At 40.0% G+C, this 18,262-nt stretch carries 15 protein-coding genes and 1 riboswitch; all 15 genes read right to left on the bottom strand.

Features of this window, described 5'->3' with window-relative positions; genetic code table 11:
* Window positions 1–268: 268 nt before the first annotated feature.
* The 15 genes from MHI27_RS14450 to MHI27_RS14380 all read right to left on the bottom strand — a co-directional run bounded on the left by MHI27_RS14450 (window position 269) and on the right by MHI27_RS14380 (window position 18,133).
* Window positions 269–880 carry a suppressor of fused domain protein gene (locus tag MHI27_RS14450; RefSeq protein WP_405176566.1) on the bottom strand — a complete coding sequence of 204 codons (612 nt, stop codon included), beginning with the start codon at window positions 878–880 and terminating at the stop codon, window positions 269–271.
* 127 nt (window positions 881–1,007) lie between these two features.
* Window positions 1,008–1,589, bottom strand: a complete 582-nt coding sequence (locus MHI27_RS14445; RefSeq protein ID WP_405176565.1) for a hypothetical protein — start codon at window positions 1,587–1,589, stop codon at window positions 1,008–1,010.
* Window positions 1,590–1,732: 143 nt separating this feature from the next.
* The gene (locus MHI27_RS14440) at window positions 1,733–2,212 is read right to left on the bottom strand and encodes a DUF4265 domain-containing protein (protein WP_405176564.1); all 480 of its coding nucleotides are present in this window, start codon (window positions 2,210–2,212) and stop codon (window positions 1,733–1,735) included.
* 577 nt (window positions 2,213–2,789) lie between these two features.
* Window positions 2,790–4,241 (bottom strand): serine hydrolase domain-containing protein, encoded by a 1,452-nt coding sequence (locus tag MHI27_RS14435; RefSeq protein ID WP_405176563.1) that lies wholly within the window; start codon window positions 4,239–4,241, stop codon window positions 2,790–2,792.
* 399 nt (window positions 4,242–4,640) lie between these two features.
* On the bottom strand, window positions 4,641–6,134 hold the full coding sequence (locus MHI27_RS14430) for an SMI1/KNR4 family protein (protein ID WP_405176562.1): 1,494 nt from the start codon (window positions 6,132–6,134) through the stop codon (window positions 4,641–4,643).
* A 447-nt stretch (window positions 6,135–6,581) separates the two neighbouring features.
* A complete protein-coding gene (locus MHI27_RS14425; RefSeq protein WP_076285799.1) occupies window positions 6,582–6,809 on the bottom strand; it encodes a hypothetical protein in 228 nt (75 codons plus the stop codon).
* Window positions 6,810–6,898: 89 nt separating this feature from the next.
* The gene (locus tag MHI27_RS14420; protein WP_405176561.1) at window positions 6,899–8,524 is read right to left on the bottom strand and encodes a DUF4179 domain-containing protein; all 1,626 of its coding nucleotides are present in this window, start codon (window positions 8,522–8,524) and stop codon (window positions 6,899–6,901) included.
* A complete protein-coding gene (locus MHI27_RS14415) occupies window positions 8,502–9,092 on the bottom strand; it encodes an RNA polymerase sigma factor (RefSeq protein ID WP_405176560.1) in 591 nt (196 codons plus the stop codon). The genes MHI27_RS14420 and MHI27_RS14415 overlap by 23 nt, the downstream gene beginning before the upstream one ends.
* Window positions 9,093–9,287: 195 nt before the next feature.
* The gene (locus tag MHI27_RS14410; protein ID WP_405176742.1) at window positions 9,288–10,490 is read right to left on the bottom strand and encodes an MFS transporter; all 1,203 of its coding nucleotides are present in this window, start codon (window positions 10,488–10,490) and stop codon (window positions 9,288–9,290) included.
* Between the two features lie 8 nt (window positions 10,491–10,498).
* A complete protein-coding gene (locus tag MHI27_RS14405) occupies window positions 10,499–12,055 on the bottom strand; it encodes an ABC-F family ATP-binding cassette domain-containing protein (RefSeq protein WP_405176559.1) in 1,557 nt (518 codons plus the stop codon).
* Between the two features lie 445 nt (window positions 12,056–12,500).
* A complete protein-coding gene (locus tag MHI27_RS14400) occupies window positions 12,501–13,811 on the bottom strand; it encodes a voltage-gated chloride channel family protein (protein ID WP_405176558.1) in 1,311 nt (436 codons plus the stop codon).
* Window positions 13,812–13,879: 68 nt separating this feature from the next.
* Window positions 13,880–13,941: riboswitch (Fluoride riboswitch) on the bottom strand.
* A 7-nt stretch (window positions 13,942–13,948) separates the two neighbouring features.
* On the bottom strand, window positions 13,949–14,668 hold the full coding sequence (locus MHI27_RS14395; protein ID WP_042187963.1) for a YebC/PmpR family DNA-binding transcriptional regulator: 720 nt from the start codon (window positions 14,666–14,668) through the stop codon (window positions 13,949–13,951).
* Window positions 14,669–14,836: 168 nt separating this feature from the next.
* On the bottom strand, window positions 14,837–15,946 hold the full coding sequence (locus MHI27_RS14390; protein ID WP_405176557.1) for a 5-methyltetrahydropteroyltriglutamate--homocysteine S-methyltransferase: 1,110 nt from the start codon (window positions 15,944–15,946) through the stop codon (window positions 14,837–14,839).
* A gap of 16 nt (window positions 15,947–15,962) precedes the next feature.
* Entirely contained in the window at window positions 15,963–16,895 is a 933-nt protein-coding gene (locus tag MHI27_RS14385; protein WP_405176556.1) for a LysR family transcriptional regulator, read from the bottom strand.
* Between the two features lie 122 nt (window positions 16,896–17,017).
* Complete coding sequence (locus MHI27_RS14380; protein ID WP_405176555.1) at window positions 17,018–18,133, bottom strand: phosphodiester glycosidase family protein; 1,116 nt, start codon at window positions 18,131–18,133, stop codon at window positions 17,018–17,020.
* Window positions 18,134–18,262 lie beyond the last annotated feature (129 nt).

Raw genomic sequence — 18,262 nt, 5'->3', positions numbered from 1 at the left:
TCACTCTTTTGTTCTACTTTCAGTTGTCTTCTACCTTGTACATCAGTAATCCTGTACTCTCATCCAAGAATTCCGCTGTCATACTCTAGAACCATTACCCCTGTTCAAGGAAAATAATGCCCTAGCCGAGCAAGCGCTTCACAGTGTCATTTGGACTTTATGGCACCACCGTAGACATGGTTTGAATTTCCACAACGTGGTTCGCGAGCCAAGGACCCACCTGTGGGGGTATGGTTGGTTTAGTGCGAATGATATTGAACTGCTCTTATTAATCAGGACGAGTGGGATCAATTATGGAATAGTGATGATTATCTATGTAAGCATCAAAAGCATCTATGCCTTCTTGTAAAATTATACGCGATTCTTTGGGGGTAATTGGTACTACCCACAAGACATTAATTATTTCTTCACCTATTTTTATTTGTTCTAAATCCTCACTTTCTCCTCTTAGTTCATCAATCAAAAGGGCTTTTGTAGTCCAATTTTCTGGTGCGAGTGCGCTCTCAGTCATTACTCGTGGTACTTCCGAAGATTGGATATGTTCAATATTATGGGCAATTATGTCACAGAAATATGAGAATATGCGATCAATGTTTTCTTGTCCCAAATCGGGTTTTAAAGCTATCATCCATTCATTCTCAATAGGTTTTCCAGTTTTCCGAATGGAATTAGATAGGCCGACTGTTGCGAATCTTGCAGGATTATTAACGTCAATTGATGGAAAATAATATAACTCAATATATACGCCAATCTCCGGTTTTGTCATTATGACTCTATATTCTGGCATAGACCATTCTTTAATATATAAATTGAGAATAATTGTTCTCCTAATGTCGAATTCCAGAATGATCCCTCGGCATGACTCTTTATTGATTTGCACATCCATCACCTTTTTTCAATATTGGTTTTTTGGTTTAGAATTTGGGCTGGTATCATTGTCCTCCTTCATCGTTCGCAGCCTGCCATTTCAGTAATTGAAAAGGCAAATCTCTCCAATTAAGAAGTTATTAATCTCTTTTCGATGAATGGTGCTTCATGACTGCTTCTTGAGCTTTAAGGACAATATCATCTACTTCGGAAAGCTGACGCTCAATAGAGGCTAGAGCCTTTAGTAAAAATAAGCCAAGACTTTCATCCCCTAAGGATAATTCCAATTCGGCGAAACATTCGATGTCTTGGAGTTTTTCTATATTTTTTTTGTTATTGATTTTTTTAGGGTATTCGATGTATTTATAGAGGGTTAAGACTGCTTCTTCCCCCTTGGTTTTAAAGTTGTGAACAGTTCCTTTGAATAGGGTGTCTTTGAATCCTTCCTTAAGCCTACCTTGTTCATTCAAGGCATCCAGGTGAAAGGTTGCTAAATATTTTTCGTTTCTTACGGCATGATCATTAATGCTGTAGGATACATTCTCTTCGTCAAGAATCTTTATTATTTCATCAATTGACTTGAACTTCAGTCTTGCAAATCTCGCCGGAGAAAATTGCTTGCGCAAGAAATCTTCATTATTTGAAAGGTATGCCTTAAAAGAAATTTCAGCATTTCCTTCCAGAAGTTCTTTGAAATAAACAAGATGCCTTTCATCTACCATATCTGCCTCCTGCAACTCTTGAGCTTTTGGGTATATTATGATTACACGTTATTTTTTTGACTCAGGATCAGGATTGGAGATCATATTGAAAAATGTGGCCCAGAGATAGTGTATGATGCCGGAGAACTGATATTTTGAAGCGATTAATCCAGATCTCTAGCCCAGCTAACTAACTCTTCATCGTCAAAGTTATATGGATATTCGTAAATATTAGAGTAATAGTACTCCGATTCTAATAAATCTCTAATTACATTGAAAACCTTATTGGTGGCATGAAATCCATTCCTGATGGGCGCGGTGAAGGCAAGCGAGCCATTATGAAATCCATCTAAAGAACCGGAAAGCTCTCGTTTGACTATAGATTCAGCTATCTCTATCTTTTCTTTAACAAGCTCCTCTTTGTAAATTTGAATGCAGAAATTTCCACCATGTTTTATTAATTCAAACTCTCCATTGGGATGGAGTTTTATTGTATCTCCTTTCGCAAGCCCTAGAGCCAGCCCAGGAGATGCACATAATTTGAATATTTTATCGCTTATGCATTCTGCAGGAAGCTCTTCAAAGACTGCTTCCTCTGAATTTATGCCGGCAAAAACATTAATTAAGGTTAATTTATGTTCCATACGAATACTCCTCAATACTGTCTCTTTTAATGTATGAGATTTGAGATTACATCCTTCATGTATCCGCTATCGCTTGTAATTCAACGGGTCGATAATAAAGGAGGTTCCTCTTTTTTTGAAAGGGGTTACTTCAAGACGCTTTCAAGGCGGCAATGTCATGTACCTTGTTAATAATTGGGGCGTTGCTGGCCCTGCTTTCTCAAATCTAGGAAAGATATTCAAGAAATCATAGCAGGTACTAAAACGCCTCGTCAAGTGCTAGAAGCGGTAGACAAGTCTTCGACGCCGGATATACTCGGATCACAAGATTCCGGTAATGAAAGGAAACCCAACAAATCCGATGTATAGTAACATTGAGCTTTACTACCAGTATGTAGATTGAGAATCACCAAGTATTGTTCAAAGAATTCAACAAAAGAAAAGTTCAAGTGGTATCTCTGCTTGAACTTTAAATGGTTATATTGAGGTGAATCTGGCGTTAAATCAATTCTTTCTCACTATTTCGTAACTCTACTTTCCGCTGTACCAAACCAAATACGCTATACGCATTTTACCAATAAGCGAACGAACAAAATGCTTATTTTCGGAGCGAGGCATTATATCGGTGGGTGTATACAAACCATGTAATGCTTGCTGTTAATAATGCCGACGAAATCAAAGCTGTAAGAACACTATATGTTTGCCAAATAAGTATCGTTGACCAATCTAATACACAGCACATTATACACAGGGCAATCGTAGCAATCAGCAAAATAGCTGTTACGATTATTCGCTTTTTTGTAATTGGATGCCGCTCATTCGTTTTCCTTCTGCGTAATCCTAAGATAAAGAACAGAACAGCCAATAGGCAAAGAATAATTGTGATAGACGATAAAATGATGTCCAAAAGCTGTGTGCCGCTTATTTCATATGACTGCGTTAGATTGCCGTCTAATATATCTTTAACTTTTAGTACCATGCTTCTATTGATATTTGCGCCGTTGGTCAGCAAGCAGACGGCTGTTCGTTCATTTGGCAGTATGGCCACTTCGGTTCCGAAATTGGGATTGCCCCCTGGGTGTTCTATAATCGTTTGGTTGGCGTTTACCGACCAGCCCGCTGCATAATACATTTCGTTGACTGCCGGAACAGACATATCGCCCTGATGTGACTTTTCGATAACCGTATGGAATATTTCGGGTATGTCCTGCACAATACCCATCTGTATGCCCATCCAACGCGCCATATCTTTTGTACAAGAAATGATGTAGCCAGCGGGTTTATTCCCGGAATAATCCGGTGCGTTATATGGAGTTGTCATAAAAAAGGAAGAACGGTAGCCCTGTGCCAACTGTCCGGTGTCTTGAGCATCTTCTTTATAAACATACGTCTGGTGAAGACCTAACGGCTGAAATACCTGTTCCCTCATAAAGTCTTCATAGCTTTGTCCCGACACAATCTCAATAACCAAACCCAATACGTCATAATTAACGGTTCCATAGCTATACTGTTCACCGGTAGGGAACGCCAACTCAGCATCTACCAGCATTTCCACAGTCTTTTGCAGCAAATCTGGTGTATTGCCTTGTGGAATATTTTGAGAATGCCTACTATTTGTTAGGCCGCTAGTATGGTGAAGAAAGTTATTGAGTGTAAGGCTTTGCATATCAACAGGTTTGCCTTGATATTTTAACGTAAACCAAGGTAAATATTTTTGGACAGTGTCAGTCATTGACAGCAGCCCTTGCTCCTCCAACAGCAGAATACCCATGCCGGTAAAAGCTTTACTGACCGAGGCCAACTCATATAGTGTATTTTCACTTGCAGACAATCCACTTTCACGGTCTGCATACCCGGAAGAAAAGTAGAACACTTCATCATCAGCAAGTATTGAGATTGACATTCCCGGCACACCTGATATGCGATGGGCATCATCCAACAACGCCTGTATTGCCACAGATTGCGTATCTGACAACGACGCATAACCTTGTGTTGCGAATCCTGAGAATACTATAAGTATCGTTATTACACAAACAATAGTCTTTTTCATAAACTCTCCATTTCGAAAAAATTATGCGAGGATAATATAAACAACCCGTAGTACGCCTTATCTGCTTAATGCGTCGTTCCATTATACTTAATGCTAGACGTTCAATGATTAGATTACAATTGTAAACTTCACAGACCCATGTATATTATTTCTTGTTTCGCAAAAAAGGCCCCTCTGTCCCGTCTTCCATTTCCTTTATAGTATTTTATTAGGTATCAGTGAGGCTTTTATTAAATGAAGTATTACCAAGCCCTTATCATTTTTCGACCAATCGAAATATAGACCTCTGTCAAGTTGGTCTAACAGCAAAAAGAAAGGAGACTAACCAATATGGCTAGTCTCCTTTCTTTTATAAAAATTCCGCCCTATTATGATAAAGCTCAGTGTAGGCAAGTTTCATTAATCTTTCCATGTTACCTGCCATCCATATGACTGAAGTTTAAAGTATTTATTAAACTCCGCGACTACGGACTTTGCGTTCTCTTTCGATGTTGCATGAAATATAGTTATATCGACTATATTACAGTCTGAAATTTCCTCCAACCCTTTAAGTCTTGATGCATCTACTCCAATCTGCTTTAGACTTATACAATTTTTGAGTATTGTTAAATCTCCAACCGGATAAGTGAATTGCTTTAATTTCTTCAATTCTCCTATAACCTCTATATGTGATTCATCTATTGCACAGCTATCCGTCTCAAAAAACGTTAGATTCTTTAAACCTTTTAAGAATGATAAATGTGGTATAGTCACTTGTTTGAGCTCTAGTTTTATTAACTTACTAAGGTTTGAAATATAAAGCAGGTCGCCAACCTCCATTTCTTCTAAACTTAGTTCCTTCAAATTTTTTATAGTTCCTATTAATCCCCTATCAATTGAGTTCATTCTACATAATCTCAAACTCTTTAATTTCTTTATATCTTTCAGTTTATGTATATCTTTTAATGGAAGTCCTATTAATGTTAGCTGCCTTAGCCCATCTAAAGAAACTAAGTACTCCAAATCAGACTCTTTAAAGGCTTCTGATCCTATCACAAGTTCTGCTAAAGAAGGCAACCGTTTAAGTACATCGAAATTAGTAATTTCATCCGCATGTATAATAAGTTCTTTAAGATTAACCATATGGGTTAAAATATCCAAAGATATTGCTCCGTATTTTTGAGCTTGATCAGCTCTAATAAATACCATTCTCTTTTTTTTCAATGTTTTTGAAGATACAAAACCACTCTCAACATCGTCTTTAAAATACTCTTCCCAAAATCCACTTACAGGGATAAGGCTGTTCTCTTCGATATCCATTTTAGTCAAAGCCAAAATATCATCCAACAAACTTCCACTTTCACGGGATAATATGATTACATCATCTTCTTCACGAATACCAATACTACTATTTCTGAGGCTCGAATCAATAAATTCAAAGAAATGTCCCAAACTTTCCGCAATAACATATGAAAAACTAGAATTGTGATCTATCGTTATAATTTGCCCATAAACGCCCTTTTCTCCGGGGTCTAAATCAATTGCCAAATATGAGCCTCCACCATCTTCGGCAAAAGGAATCCAGCCTTCTCTGTAGTTCCCATCTTTTATTATATCTGGTTTGCTGGATATAATATCGTATGCTGATTCCAAAAGGGACTTCCAGTTGCTTACTATCGATTCAATGTTCATCCAACCAAGACCAGCCATAACGCCAAAAATCTGCTCTCCTTCTCCATTAGAATTCATGTATAACTTTCTAAAATCTTCTGGAAATTTGCAGTTCATCATGCTCTCAAAAAGATTTATTTCTGATTCCTCGACTGCTGGATTCAGTAATTCCTCTACATTTGGTATATGCGATTTTAATGTCTCGATAAGTAAACACTCTTCTTTTTCATTAACTAATGACATATAGTGGCCCCCATTCTACAGAATCATAATAGTTTCAGTAAACGTCCTTGGTTGATCATCAATCATTTTGTTATGAATCCTCTTCAACAGTTCCATCAATAATTAATTCTATCTTACATATAGAGCATCTATTTCCTGATTTAGCAATATCGTATCATGAATTTGTAAATATTGTTGTATTAAGTCATATAAAAAAACTAAGAGTCATCTTAGGGGTTAAACCCTATTTATTATACGTTTTCCCGCGTTTGAACTTCAACTATCCTGCCCGATTGCTGAATAAAGGCAGCCGATCACATTGACTGACCGGCTGCCTTATCGTGTTTATTGAGCTATCGTTACCCGTCAGATCAATAAGAAAGAAAAACAGTATCCTCCTAATGTGACAGGAAAAAGCTTTACTTTGATCGTTGATACAAGGATCAGAAGGTTCAGAAGTTCAACGAATTAACAAGCACAAGTAACATCTTTTAAATTTCGTATAGCAATAGCATTGAGTCGGAGCGCTTCAATGATTGAATCTCTTACTGCTAACAATTCAAATCTTTCACGGCTGCCAATAGGCAATCTGCAAAGCAACGCTTCAATTCTTTTAAGGCTTTCCTTCAGAACCACTCTTTGCTTACGCAAAGCATTCAAAGCTCTTTGAATTCTTCTCTTCTCTGCAGCAGTCATAAACTACCACCTCTTTTCGATTGTGATAGTATATGAGATGCGACAGAGCTCCTATCTGCTTGTACATTCCGGAAGGTAAATGATTGATTTTACTGCTTTTTGCTAGCTTCCATGATAGGAACGGACCAATCTACATTAGTGTACAATCGGTTGACTATCGTGCGTATTAATTGAAGCTGATCAGGGATCGTAGTAAGGCCAATAGCACGGAACTCAAAAAAATTCTTTTTGTTATTTGACTGGGATTCAACGATTACGATATAACCATCCTTCCATCCGGACCCATCAGTAGAATAAGCTCCTCGTCCTGAGAGAGGATACTCTTTACCCTCAAGATCCTTAAATATCCACTCACTGTTCATAAATTCATTTCTCAATCTTCCGCTAAAATGTAATGAACCTTCCTTCGTTGATCCATTGGTATCAGGCGGTGATTCCACAGTAAAATCATTTAACATCAGCTCATCTCCATCAAATGCAAAGGGGATCGGATGCTCCTTCAACTTGGATGGCTCAAACTGTACCATCGAACCATCCTTTTCTAGAATGAAATACCCATCGAACACAAAAGTATACGGCGTATCCTGAGGCAAATATTTAAACGTATAGCTCCAATGCATAAGTCCAGGTTTATCACCGGGTGTTGAAGATCGTGACATTACACTATCCTTACTCGGCAATTTCCTCGCATTAACACTGTGAATCTCTTCACCCGCGCTATCCTCAAAATGGAACTTCACCCCTTGCTGCTTCCATAATTCACCTGGAGAACGGTTTAGCGCCTCATCACTCAACTCCGTATCAAATTCAAAACGGACACCTTGTACCATATGAGTTAATTTTTTTAAGGTGACTGTTAAACCATCCGGAGAAGTGTAGCTACCCGTTAGGGGAGTTGAGGTTGTTTGTTCATTCGCTTTTGTCATATCCATCGAAAAACTAAAGTTCCAATCGCCTTGAAGTGCAGGAATATTTCTGTCCTTGCTTCCCAACTCAGCAATATGACCTTCGACTGTAATTTGATCGGTTTGCAGTGGCTCCGAGAAATTAGCGATCATATAGTAAAAATCGTTGGTAAATCCAATATCGTATAATTCTCCTACGATCTTTCCTTGATCATCTTTAATCGCAATACTATTCCCTTCATTAAGGACCAACCGCTTTTTATCATGCTTTCCATCCGGTCCGAACAACTGTAAAGCAATAATTACCCGTGTAGGATCTGCCACCGCTTCATCTATTTTGATAGTGTAGCCCTTATCCTTCACCTTAATATTAGGATGTTCTACTAACCCAAATTCTTGTGCACGTAGAAGGCCAATGTCCACATTATCTTTTACAAAAAGAGAACGTAAAGTATCTGCCAATGTGGGCACAGAATATAAAATCACGGCACTCAGAACAACAAGTAACAAAGCCGCTCCCATGGCTATTCTTAGTGACTTAAGTATCTTCGGATTCTTTCGCTTCCTGTCAGGTACCGTTACTTTCTCTAGTTCTACGAATTCTATTGAAGCCATAACTTGAGCAGTAAAAGAATCTGGCAGCTTCTCTTCAAACAACGCTTGCGACCACTCCTCTTGTTCTTCTAATAGTGTATGATAGATTAAATTGCAATGGGCACAAGCAGCGATATGATCAACATTTTCAAAAGGTCGGGAGGTGGATGTACTTAGGATGTATTGCTCGATCTCAAATGGACTTAAGCACTTCATCGCTCTTCACCTCCTGGTGTGTCATGATATGTTTCAATCGTTGTTTTGCACGATAAAGGTCATTTTGGATCTTACTTAAAGGGACCTCTAAGAGCGTACACATTTCTTCATAGCTTAAATCATTGGTATAACGAAGCAGCAAAGTCGTACGATAATTAGGTGGTAGCTTCTGCATTAACTGATGCAGCTCTGAGCGATGCTCCGATCGAATGAATTCTTCTTCTGGATTATCTGAAAGAGAAAGTTCTGCAAGATCGTCTGGTAAGCTCGCTATAGGACGAGTTTTTTTCCACAGATCCTTCAGTAAATTAGTCGCGATCGTATACAGCCAAGCCGCAAAATTTTTATTCAAATCATGTGAGGCTAGCTTACGATAAGCTTTTATAAAAGTCTCCTGAGTGATGTCTTGTGCGTCTTGGTGATCGGCCCCCATTCCTCTCAAAAGGCCATAGATTTTATTCTTATATCGATTCACAAGATACGAATAGTCTTCCTTATGACCATCCAGAACGTTTAGGATCCATTGCCTTTCTTCCTCTTTTTCAACTTTCGGTACATGTCCCTTCACCCTTAAGCCTCCTTGAAGCACGATACTCTATAGACGATCCCTAACAGAAAAACTCTCACTTCATACAAAAAAAAGTAGATCTTCAATTGTATTGAAGACCCACTCTGTTATCTAAACATTGAGTTTAAGTTCAAAATATAACTTACACCTTCTATTTCTAAAACTGTCCTTGTATTTATTTGGAATAACTTCATGTTAATCGTAGTCCTTTGCTAAGGCAAGAAGTTTAATCACTGCATACAAAGCGCACATAATCACTGCAATACCAGCGAGTAAAAGAATTGTCTCCACTTGGACTCTATCAGCTAACGGACCAAACAGCACCATCCCGAGTGGCAAAGCACATGAATTCGTTACTTGGACAAGACTAAATACCCTACCTTGCATATCCGGATCCACATTCTGCTGCAACAATACTGTCAAAGGAGCGTTAAAGCAAGGCATCGTTATGCCTATCAACAAGTTAAACAATAGGTACACTGCAAACATAGGAGCGACGCCAAGTCCAACCATCAGCAAACCGTAGAAAGCACATGCTAAAATGTTGGTATGCATACGAGACTTAAAGCCGCCCCATGATGCGATTAGAACCCCTCCAACTAACGCCCCAGCACTGAAAGTCATCTCACTTGCGGTCAATCTCCATACTTCTGGACCAAAGGATCGACTCACCATTAGAGGGGTTAAGAAGGCGGCTGGACTAATTAGTATCATTACGACAAATAAATAGATTAGTAATTGCTTAATAAAAGCATGATCCTTTAGATACTTAAATCCTTCCTTAATGTCTTGTACATTCGATTTCTGACCATCTTCCACTTTAGCGTGAGCTGGAATAACGATTATACACATCATACCGATCCCAATAATTGCAGTCATCACATCGATAAAAAAGGCAGTTTCAATGGTACTAATCGACAGGATCACGCCACCTGCAGCTGGAGCCAGAAACATCATCAAGGATGAAATACTGCTGTTTACTCCGTTTACCTTCATAAGCTGATCTTTTGGAACAATTTGAGGTATAAGTGCGTTCACAGCAGGAACCTGTATGCCCGTACCTGCTGCTCGGATCAGCAAAATTAAATATAGCAACCAAATATTGTTATAACCCATCAAAAACATCACAGCGAGAAGAAGTGTAGCGATCGCAATCATACCATCTGCTAGCATGATCATTTTTTTACGACTATAGCGGTCGATCCATACCCCAGCAAACAGCGAGATGGCCATCTGCGGGAGAAATCCACAGACGGTTGATATCGTCATCATCACCCCTGAGGTAGTTGTTAGAGTGATATACCAAATAATCGCATATTGAACAAGCGAAGATCCAAATAAAGATATGGTTTGAGCTGTTAGAAATAGGGTTATTTTTCTTTTCCAATGATCATTCATGGTTTGCATTAGTACTTAACTCCTTTATTTCTGGTCTCATCTCCTATGTTGAGCACACGATCAACCCATCCCTTATAAAATTGTTCTTCATGAGAAACAAGAATCACAGTTCCACCAAATTGGATTAGAGCTTTCTGTAAAGCATCTTTTGTTTCAGCATCTAAGTGATTGGTCGGCTCATCCATGATTAGAAAGTTGTATTCTGAAAGCAGTAATAGGCACAGCTTAACTTTTGATTGCTCCCCGCCGCTGAGTGTACGTATTGACTGTGTTACAAGGTTATCTTTAACAACACACTGCGCTAGATAGCGACGTATTTCCTTTACAGTCAGTTTGGGATCATAAGCTGAAATCACCTGAATAGGTGTCATTGTATCGTCTTCCCAAGTTAAATCTTGCTCGAAATAACCCACTTTAACTTGTTCTGCGAACTGAAACCTACCGGTAATCCCTTGGATCTCTCCAACCAACGTCTTTAGTAAAGTTGATTTCCCGATTCCGTTGAACCCCGTAATCACGAGCTTTTGTCCACCGCGAATGGAGAACTTCAATTTAGGCAACAAAGGCTTATCGTAACCTACGACTAAGTGATCCACTTTTAGGGCTACTTGTGACGTGCACGGAAGCTCCTTAAAGCGAATAGACGCTTTGGAGACAAATGTCGGAGCAGCGATTCGTTCCATTCTATCCAGCTGTTTCTGGCGACCACGGGCAATTTTGGAATTAACACCTGCACCGTTTTTTCGAATGAATTGCTCAGTGGTTTCGATTTTTTTCTGCTGTGCATGATATTGCCGGATATGACTCTCTCGTAAATGTTCCTTCTGCTTCACAAAATCCGAGTATTTCCCGTGGTATTTTTTAATCGTTTCGCCCTCAATATCGCAAATACTAGTGGATATTTTATCGAGAAAGGCATAGTTGTGAGACACTACAATGAACGCTTGATTGAATGCAATCAGATACTCAGCGAGCCAGTTAACATGTTCCTTATCCAGATAATTGGTTGGTTCATCGAGTAATAACAAATCAGGTTGTTCAAGTAAAAGCTTGGCCAGAATGACTTTCGTCCGTTGCCCCCCGCTTAACTGCTCGATGGGACGGTCGATTCCAATCGCGTTGATCCCTAGACCGGTAACCATCTTACTGATGTTGCTCTCCATCGAATAATAGTCTAACGCTTCTAATCGTTCCTGGTAGTCTGCTGCCTTTTGTAATAACGTTTCGTTGCCAGTAACAGCGCACTCTTCATAGAGCTCATTTATTTTTCGTTCTAGTTCATATAATTCTGAGAAAGCCTGTCTTAAATAATTATGAACCGTACGGTTTCCATCCATGACAGCATATTGATCGAGATGACCGATTGTAATATTGGGCTGCCACTTTATCATTCCATCATCCGGGATCACTTCGCCTGTCAAAATGCTAATAAACGTACTTTTCCCCGTTCCATTCTGGCCAATCACACCGACATGCTCACCCTTGTACAATTCCATAGAAACATTCTTGTATAGAACCTTATCGCCAAAAGCATGTGATAAATTAGAAACCTCAAGTAAACTCATTTCCTATTCCTCTTTTCTAAAATTAATTAAGAACGCAAAAAAAGCAGAAGACACTGCACCCTTAGGTGCAAGCCTTCTGCTTGTCAGTACACGAATGAACGGCACAAACATATAAATGTCAGTGTAGAAACTGAGCAATATAACACAAAAGGCTGTAGACGAAAATTGTCTACAGCCTCTTAATCATTAACATCGGAAGATGGCGTAATCAAATAAGCATGAATAATCACACTAAAATGACCTAGCTATCTTTCGATGATATAAAAAGCGATTCGCTTTTCGATTAAGCTCCGGACAACGTTTCATCGTTTGTATCCGTTTGTTCGGAGCAGCCTCTGGTATATAACTTTACAGTTTCTACATGAATCATGTTAAACCATCCCTTCGTTTGGCTACATTTTAAATCGTGTACCCGCACTTGTCAACCACCATCCGAGAGGTGCTGTTATTTTTTGCTGGCGCGTTTGACCGTACCGATCCTAGTCCCTTGAGGAATTGAAATGAACTGGCTCTTCGATACACCAATAAGCTGTGAAGTATAAATACTACTATGTCCGGAGAATAAATAACTCACCACGCAAGCGATGAACATGTATACAGCACCCTCTGAACCAAATAGCTCAATCCCCATTAAAAAGCAAGCGATAGGCGTACTGGTAGCTCCACAGAAGACAGCAATGAATCCGAGAGCAGCCAGAAACGGTCCATATACATGTAAAATTCCAGCCAAAGCATTGCCTAATGTGGATCCAATCGCAAATAGCGGAGTAACCTCACCACCCTGAAATCCTGTTCCTAAGGTAAAGGCGGTAAAGATCAGCTTCCATAAAAAAGCGAAAGGAGAGACATCTCCCTCAAAAGAATCCTTGATTAATGGAATTCCGAGGCCTAAGTAATCACGGGACCCTACAAGGAATACTAACGCTATGATAATCAAACCACCCACTGCACCTTTTATCATAGGATTGCTTATCATGGCGGTGAAGATTCTTTTTAGAAAATGAGTCAGTTCACTGAAAAGCATACTCACGAGACCAAAAATTACAGAGGCCAATACCACTTTTAGAATAATCATTAAACTTAAGGTTGGAAATTCATTCACGACATAGTGAGTATGATGAACGCCCCACAATCGAGTGGTGACCAGATCACCAACAAAGCTAGCCACAAAACATGGAAGTAATGCCTGTTGGCTAATAAGTCCAATGGTTACTACCTCTAGACCAAATAAGGTTCCAGCCAGCGGTGTTCCGAAAATAGAACCAAAGCCTCCGCTAATCCCGCACATTAACAGTATTTTGCGATCTAACAGGCTGATTTTGATTAATTTCCCAAACCACTCCGCGAGGCTTCCTCCCATTTGTACAGCTGTTCCCTCCCGTCCGGCAGATCCACCAAACAAGTGAGTGACCAGTGTTCCTAACAATACTAAGGGTGCCATACGTAATGGAATGGTCTCTGTACCATCCTGAATTTGTTCTATAATAAGGTTATTTCCTTTAGCGCTGTTTTTTCCGTAACGTATATATAAGAAACTAACAAATACTCCCCCAAGAGGCAGCAAATAAAGTAGCCATGGATGCTCTAAACGTACATCTGTTACATAGTCTAAGCTTTTCAGAAAAAAAGCCGAGGCAGTTCCCGATAAGAGTCCAACCACACTTCCGAGTACAATCCATTTGATAAATGTACTCCAAAGTGCAAAATGACTTCTTTTCTTCACGAATTCATGCCATCGTGCAGACCATTGATTCATAACAGCAACTCCCAAAGTCAATATAAATTAGTCTCTGGCAACAAAACAGACTCCTACCAGTGAAGCTCACTCTGGTAGGAGTCATTAGTCTGAAGAGACGGTTGTGGCGAACTCCATCGCCTTGTTATATGTTATTCTTAGTCCTCAGAATCTACGTTATGATACACTTGTTGAACATCTTCTAAATCTTCTAAGGCATCAATCAATTTTTCGAATTGAGCTTGTGCATCTTCAGGAAGTGTTACATAGTTCTGTGGAAGCATGTTCAGCTCAGCAACCGTAAATTCAGTGATTCCTGCATTCCTGAACACTTCTTGTACGGCATGGAACTGATCAGGTTCAGCATACACGATAACCGCTTCATCCTCTTCCAGTACATCACGTACATCTAGTTCTGCATCGAACATCATCTCAATCACTTCATCGGCAGTTTTACCTTCTACACCGATAACAGCCGTTGAGTCAAACATGTAGGCTACAGATCCGCTGACACCCATATTCCCGCCATTCTTACTGAATGTAGAACGGATCAAAGGCGCTGTACGGTTAACGTTATTCGTAAGTGCATCGACGATGATCATCGAACCGTTAGGTCCAAATCCTTCGTAACGAAGCTCTTCATAATTCTCATCACCGCTGCCTTTGGCTTTATCCATTGCGCGGTCAATAATGGCTTTTGGTACATTGTAAGTTTTTGCACGTTCTAATACAACCTTCAAGGCCCGGTTTGCTTCTGGATCGGGTTCACCTTTCTTAGCTGCTACATAAATCTCAACACCAAACTTTGCATAGACGCGACTTGTGTTGGCGTCTTTGGAGGCTTTCTTTTCCTTAATATTATTCCACTTACGACCCATATTGTTCCCGCTCTCTTTCAACATGAATTAAAAACAATTGTTACTTATTATACCCTTGATTAATAGCTCTAGTAAAGTGCGCTGGTAGGTTAATCCTCTAAGCTGTCACAATACACGCATAAAAAAGGCCCCTGAATCAAACAGGAGCCTTCTAAAAACTTATTTTATTTATACCCAAACCTCTTGGGCTGTTTCAATTACGAGACGTATTTTATCCCACTGCTCTTCTTCGGTTAGGATATTTCCTTCCTCAGTTGAAGCAAATCCACATTGAGTACTTAAGCAAAGCTTCTCAATATCAACATATTGTGCCGCTTCTTCAATACGCGCTTTGAGCTGCTCTTTGCTCTCAAGACCACCATGTTTCGTAGTTACTAGTCCCAATACCACAAATTGATCTTTAATAAAACGTAAGGGCTCAAAATCGCCCGCCCGCTCATTATCATACTCCAAGAAAAAAGCATCCACTTTACTATTCGAAAAAAGCTCTTCGGCCACAGGCTCATAACCACCAGCTGCGAACCATGTGGAGCGGAAATTACCTCGGCATACGTGAAGCGCAATCGTCATATCATCTGGACGACTGGCAATGCTCTCGTTAATCAGCCTAACGTAATCCCTAGCCAATTGATCTGGATCTGTACCTCTGCTTCGTAAATGCGCCCGATGTCTACCACTACACAGCGTTCCCCAAGTTGTATCGTCTAATTGGAGGTAACGGCAGCCTGCATCATAGAACGCTTGGATTGCAGTTCGGTAAACAGCAATAATATCTTGGAATAGGGTTTCTTGATCCGGGTAAACTTCATTCCCGTTAAAATCCTCCACAAAGTGAAATAAAGCGGGTGAAGGGATCGTCATTTTCGGAATTCGGTCTCCGGCCATTTGTTTCAAAGCGATAAATTGGTCGATCATTGGATGATCTTCAAAGGCAATTCGGTCCACGATTCGAAAAGATTCCGCGCGCTGAGCCGCTTCCGCTCTTCCTTGATTTAAGTTAATCTTCTCAGTTCCTTTAATCCCTACAAAGAAATCGAGATGCCACCAGGAACGGCGAAATTCTCCGTCTGTGACCGCCAATAACCCCACTTCTTTTTGCAGATCCAGTAGTTTGGCGATTTCAATATTCTCAATTTCATGAAGCTGACTGCCCGTGATTTCACCATTGTCATATTGGAGGCGGGCTGCTTTTATCTCATCCGTTCGTAAGAAGCTGCCAACGATATCGTAGCGAAAGGGTGGAGCATTTCTCTGGGTGCCAATTACGGGTCTAATCATACCGATCCTCCTACTGCTATAGTAAAAAATGATTTAGATCAAAACAACTTCCTGAAACCAGGTCATTCAAAATCTCGATATACTTAGATGCCATTACACTCGGTCTGCGATCTTTATGCGCTATCCAGCCAACCGTAAATACTTCATTGCTCTCAAAAGGAATCGTCTTCAGTCCATCACCATTTAGATCAGACGCCAGAATTCCTGTACCTACCGTATAGCAATCCGTACCCATTAATAAATTGGTCAGTGTCGCTCGGTCATTCACCTTAATATTCTTCTCAATTTGTGAAAAGCTTAACATTTCCTCTGAGAAGTGCAGTGAATTGTTCTCCCCCTGTTCAAAAGTGATATAAGGGAATGGCACAATATCATCCTGAGTAATAACTTCCTTACGAGCCAGCGGATGTCCAGTTCGAACATAAAGATGCGGATCGGTATTAAAAAGTGGTGTGAATTTCAGATTGCCATCACTAAACAGTTTATTCATATGCTTATAGTTACTCTCGTTAATATAAAGAATTCCTAAATCACTGCGCAAGGTACGTACATCTTCGATAATCTCGTAGGTTTGCGTCTCTCTCAAGCTAAAGTTGTATTCTGAGACGTCATTGTGCTTCATGAGATTTACAAAGGCGTCAACCACAAAGGCGTAGTGCTGCGTAGAGATGGAAAAATAGATCGGACTACGCTTTTTCCCCGTATAACGATTCTCCATAAGCTCCGTCTGTTCAATAATTTGGCGGGCATAACCCAGGAATTCCATTCCCTCAACGGAAATACTGATTCCACGGTTGGTCCGCTCAAAAATCGTAATCCCCAGTTCACTTTCTAATTCTTTAATGGCATTGGACAGGCTCGGTTGAGAAACAAAGAGCTTCTTTGCCGCCTCATTCATGGAGCCACTATTTGCAATTTCGATAGCGTAGCGGAGTTGTTGCAACGTCACTCCTATTCCCCCTGTTCCAGACCTGTTAGTTCTGTATTCTGTTTCATGCTAGGTGATATCGTAGCATATTTTCATATGGCAATCCAAGATAATCCTTATCTTATTTACGTATTAAGAGTGCTTTAGCGTGTACGCTTCTTAGCAGCATCAATTTTGGAGGGGTCAAGTCCCTTCCAAATATTCGGCATATCGACTTGCTCAGGGTGCTCAAACACAAGAAAAGCCGTAGGTAAATATCGTTCCCCGTATTGAGAGGATGGCTTGTTCATAATCTCGTTGTCTTTTACCAGCACAGTAGAAGAACCTCCATCCAAATTGGCAGCAATCACTGCTCCATGCTTAAGAAGGATTTGCTGCACATCGTATAGATTTGCCCCTATACTATAAGTAGGTTGTCTTCCATCAATAATAACAAATATAATCGCTCCGTCAGCTCGCTGGCCCATCGCTGTTCTTGGTGCAATTCCCCAACCTTCAGCCGCGTTCTTAATCAATCCTTTTCCATTGACGATTAAACGAGGGCTAAAAGTTACTGCCTCCTGAACACCCATTTTACTAATCTCGTCTAAAGAATAATTTCCAGCAACCATCTTCCCTTGTTTATCTAGACCTACGATTTGCGTGGATTTCTTGCCACCGAGACCGTTGTAATATAACTTACCTTGTGAGATCACAATACCGATAGGTTTAAATCCGTTACCTTTCCAGTTGGGGTCAGCGAATCCACCACCGTTAACTCCAGCGATAGCACCTGTGCGCTTCACCATACTAGTCACTTTCTCACCTGACCCTATTTTATCCGGAATTCCCAAACGGACTTTAGTAGGATCATTAACGATCATGACATATCCTGAATATCCAGTACCTGAGACATTTTCTATCTCGACCAGTGGTTTCTCTTTTACTTCAGGTTCAGGAGTGATGGTATGTGTATCCTTTTCGACCCCCATCTCTTCAAATTGGGCACTATATTCAGTCACTCTGTTCTTTAATCCGTCCTCACCAATAATATATTTAGCCATGTAGCGGTGCTGTGTTGTAATCAGTGTATCAGCGATTGAATAGCGCAGATTTTTAGCCGAAGGTGCAAAGTAAAACCAACCGCCTCCAGCAATCAACAAAATTAAGCAGAATAAAAACACTTTGGATAGTGTTCGGAAAAAGCTCCGTTTCTTACGTTTTTTTGTTGGCTTCTTTTTGCGTACGGTGGAACGTTGAGGTAATGATGAAGTGCTCACTTCTTTTTCCTCCCTGACTATTTCGGAATTTGAAAATAAATGTCTAACTTTATCATAGACGATAAATTTTATGAAAAGTTACTATTAAGTAACAACCTAAAACAAATAAGTAACCTCCTAAAACAAAAG

It is taken from the genome of Paenibacillus sp. FSL H8-0261, from assembly GCF_045040645.1.
GTDB lineage: Bacteria > Bacillota > Bacilli > Paenibacillales > Paenibacillaceae > Paenibacillus_AQ.
This window is presented reverse-complemented; position numbering and strand designations above follow the sequence as displayed.

Coding starts and splice junctions, on each gene's coding strand:
- MHI27_RS14445 (WP_405176565.1), bottom strand. CDS start 1,589: ATGGTAGATGAAAGGCATCTTGTTTATTTCAAAGAACTTCTGGAAGGA.
- MHI27_RS14440 (WP_405176564.1), bottom strand. CDS start 2,212: ATGGAACATAAATTAACCTTAATTAATGTTTTTGCCGGCATAAATTCA.
- MHI27_RS14435 (WP_405176563.1), bottom strand. CDS start 4,241: ATGAAAAAGACTATTGTTTGTGTAATAACGATACTTATAGTATTCTCA.
- MHI27_RS14430 (WP_405176562.1), bottom strand. CDS start 6,134: ATGTCATTAGTTAATGAAAAAGAAGAGTGTTTACTTATCGAGACATTA.
- MHI27_RS14425 (WP_076285799.1), bottom strand. CDS start 6,809: ATGACTGCTGCAGAGAAGAGAAGAATTCAAAGAGCTTTGAATGCTTTG.
- MHI27_RS14420 (WP_405176561.1), bottom strand. CDS start 8,524: ATGAAGTGCTTAAGTCCATTTGAGATCGAGCAATACATCCTAAGTACA.
- MHI27_RS14410 (WP_405176742.1), bottom strand. CDS start 10,490: ATGAATGATCATTGGAAAAGAAAAATAACCCTATTTCTAACAGCTCAA.
- MHI27_RS14405 (WP_405176559.1), bottom strand. CDS start 12,055: ATGAGTTTACTTGAGGTTTCTAATTTATCACATGCTTTTGGCGATAAG.
- MHI27_RS14400 (WP_405176558.1), bottom strand. CDS start 13,811: ATGAATCAATGGTCTGCACGATGGCATGAATTCGTGAAGAAAAGAAGT.
- MHI27_RS14395 (WP_042187963.1), bottom strand. CDS start 14,668: ATGGGTCGTAAGTGGAATAATATTAAGGAAAAGAAAGCCTCCAAAGAC.
- MHI27_RS14390 (WP_405176557.1), bottom strand. CDS start 15,946: ATGATTAGACCCGTAATTGGCACCCAGAGAAATGCTCCACCCTTTCGC.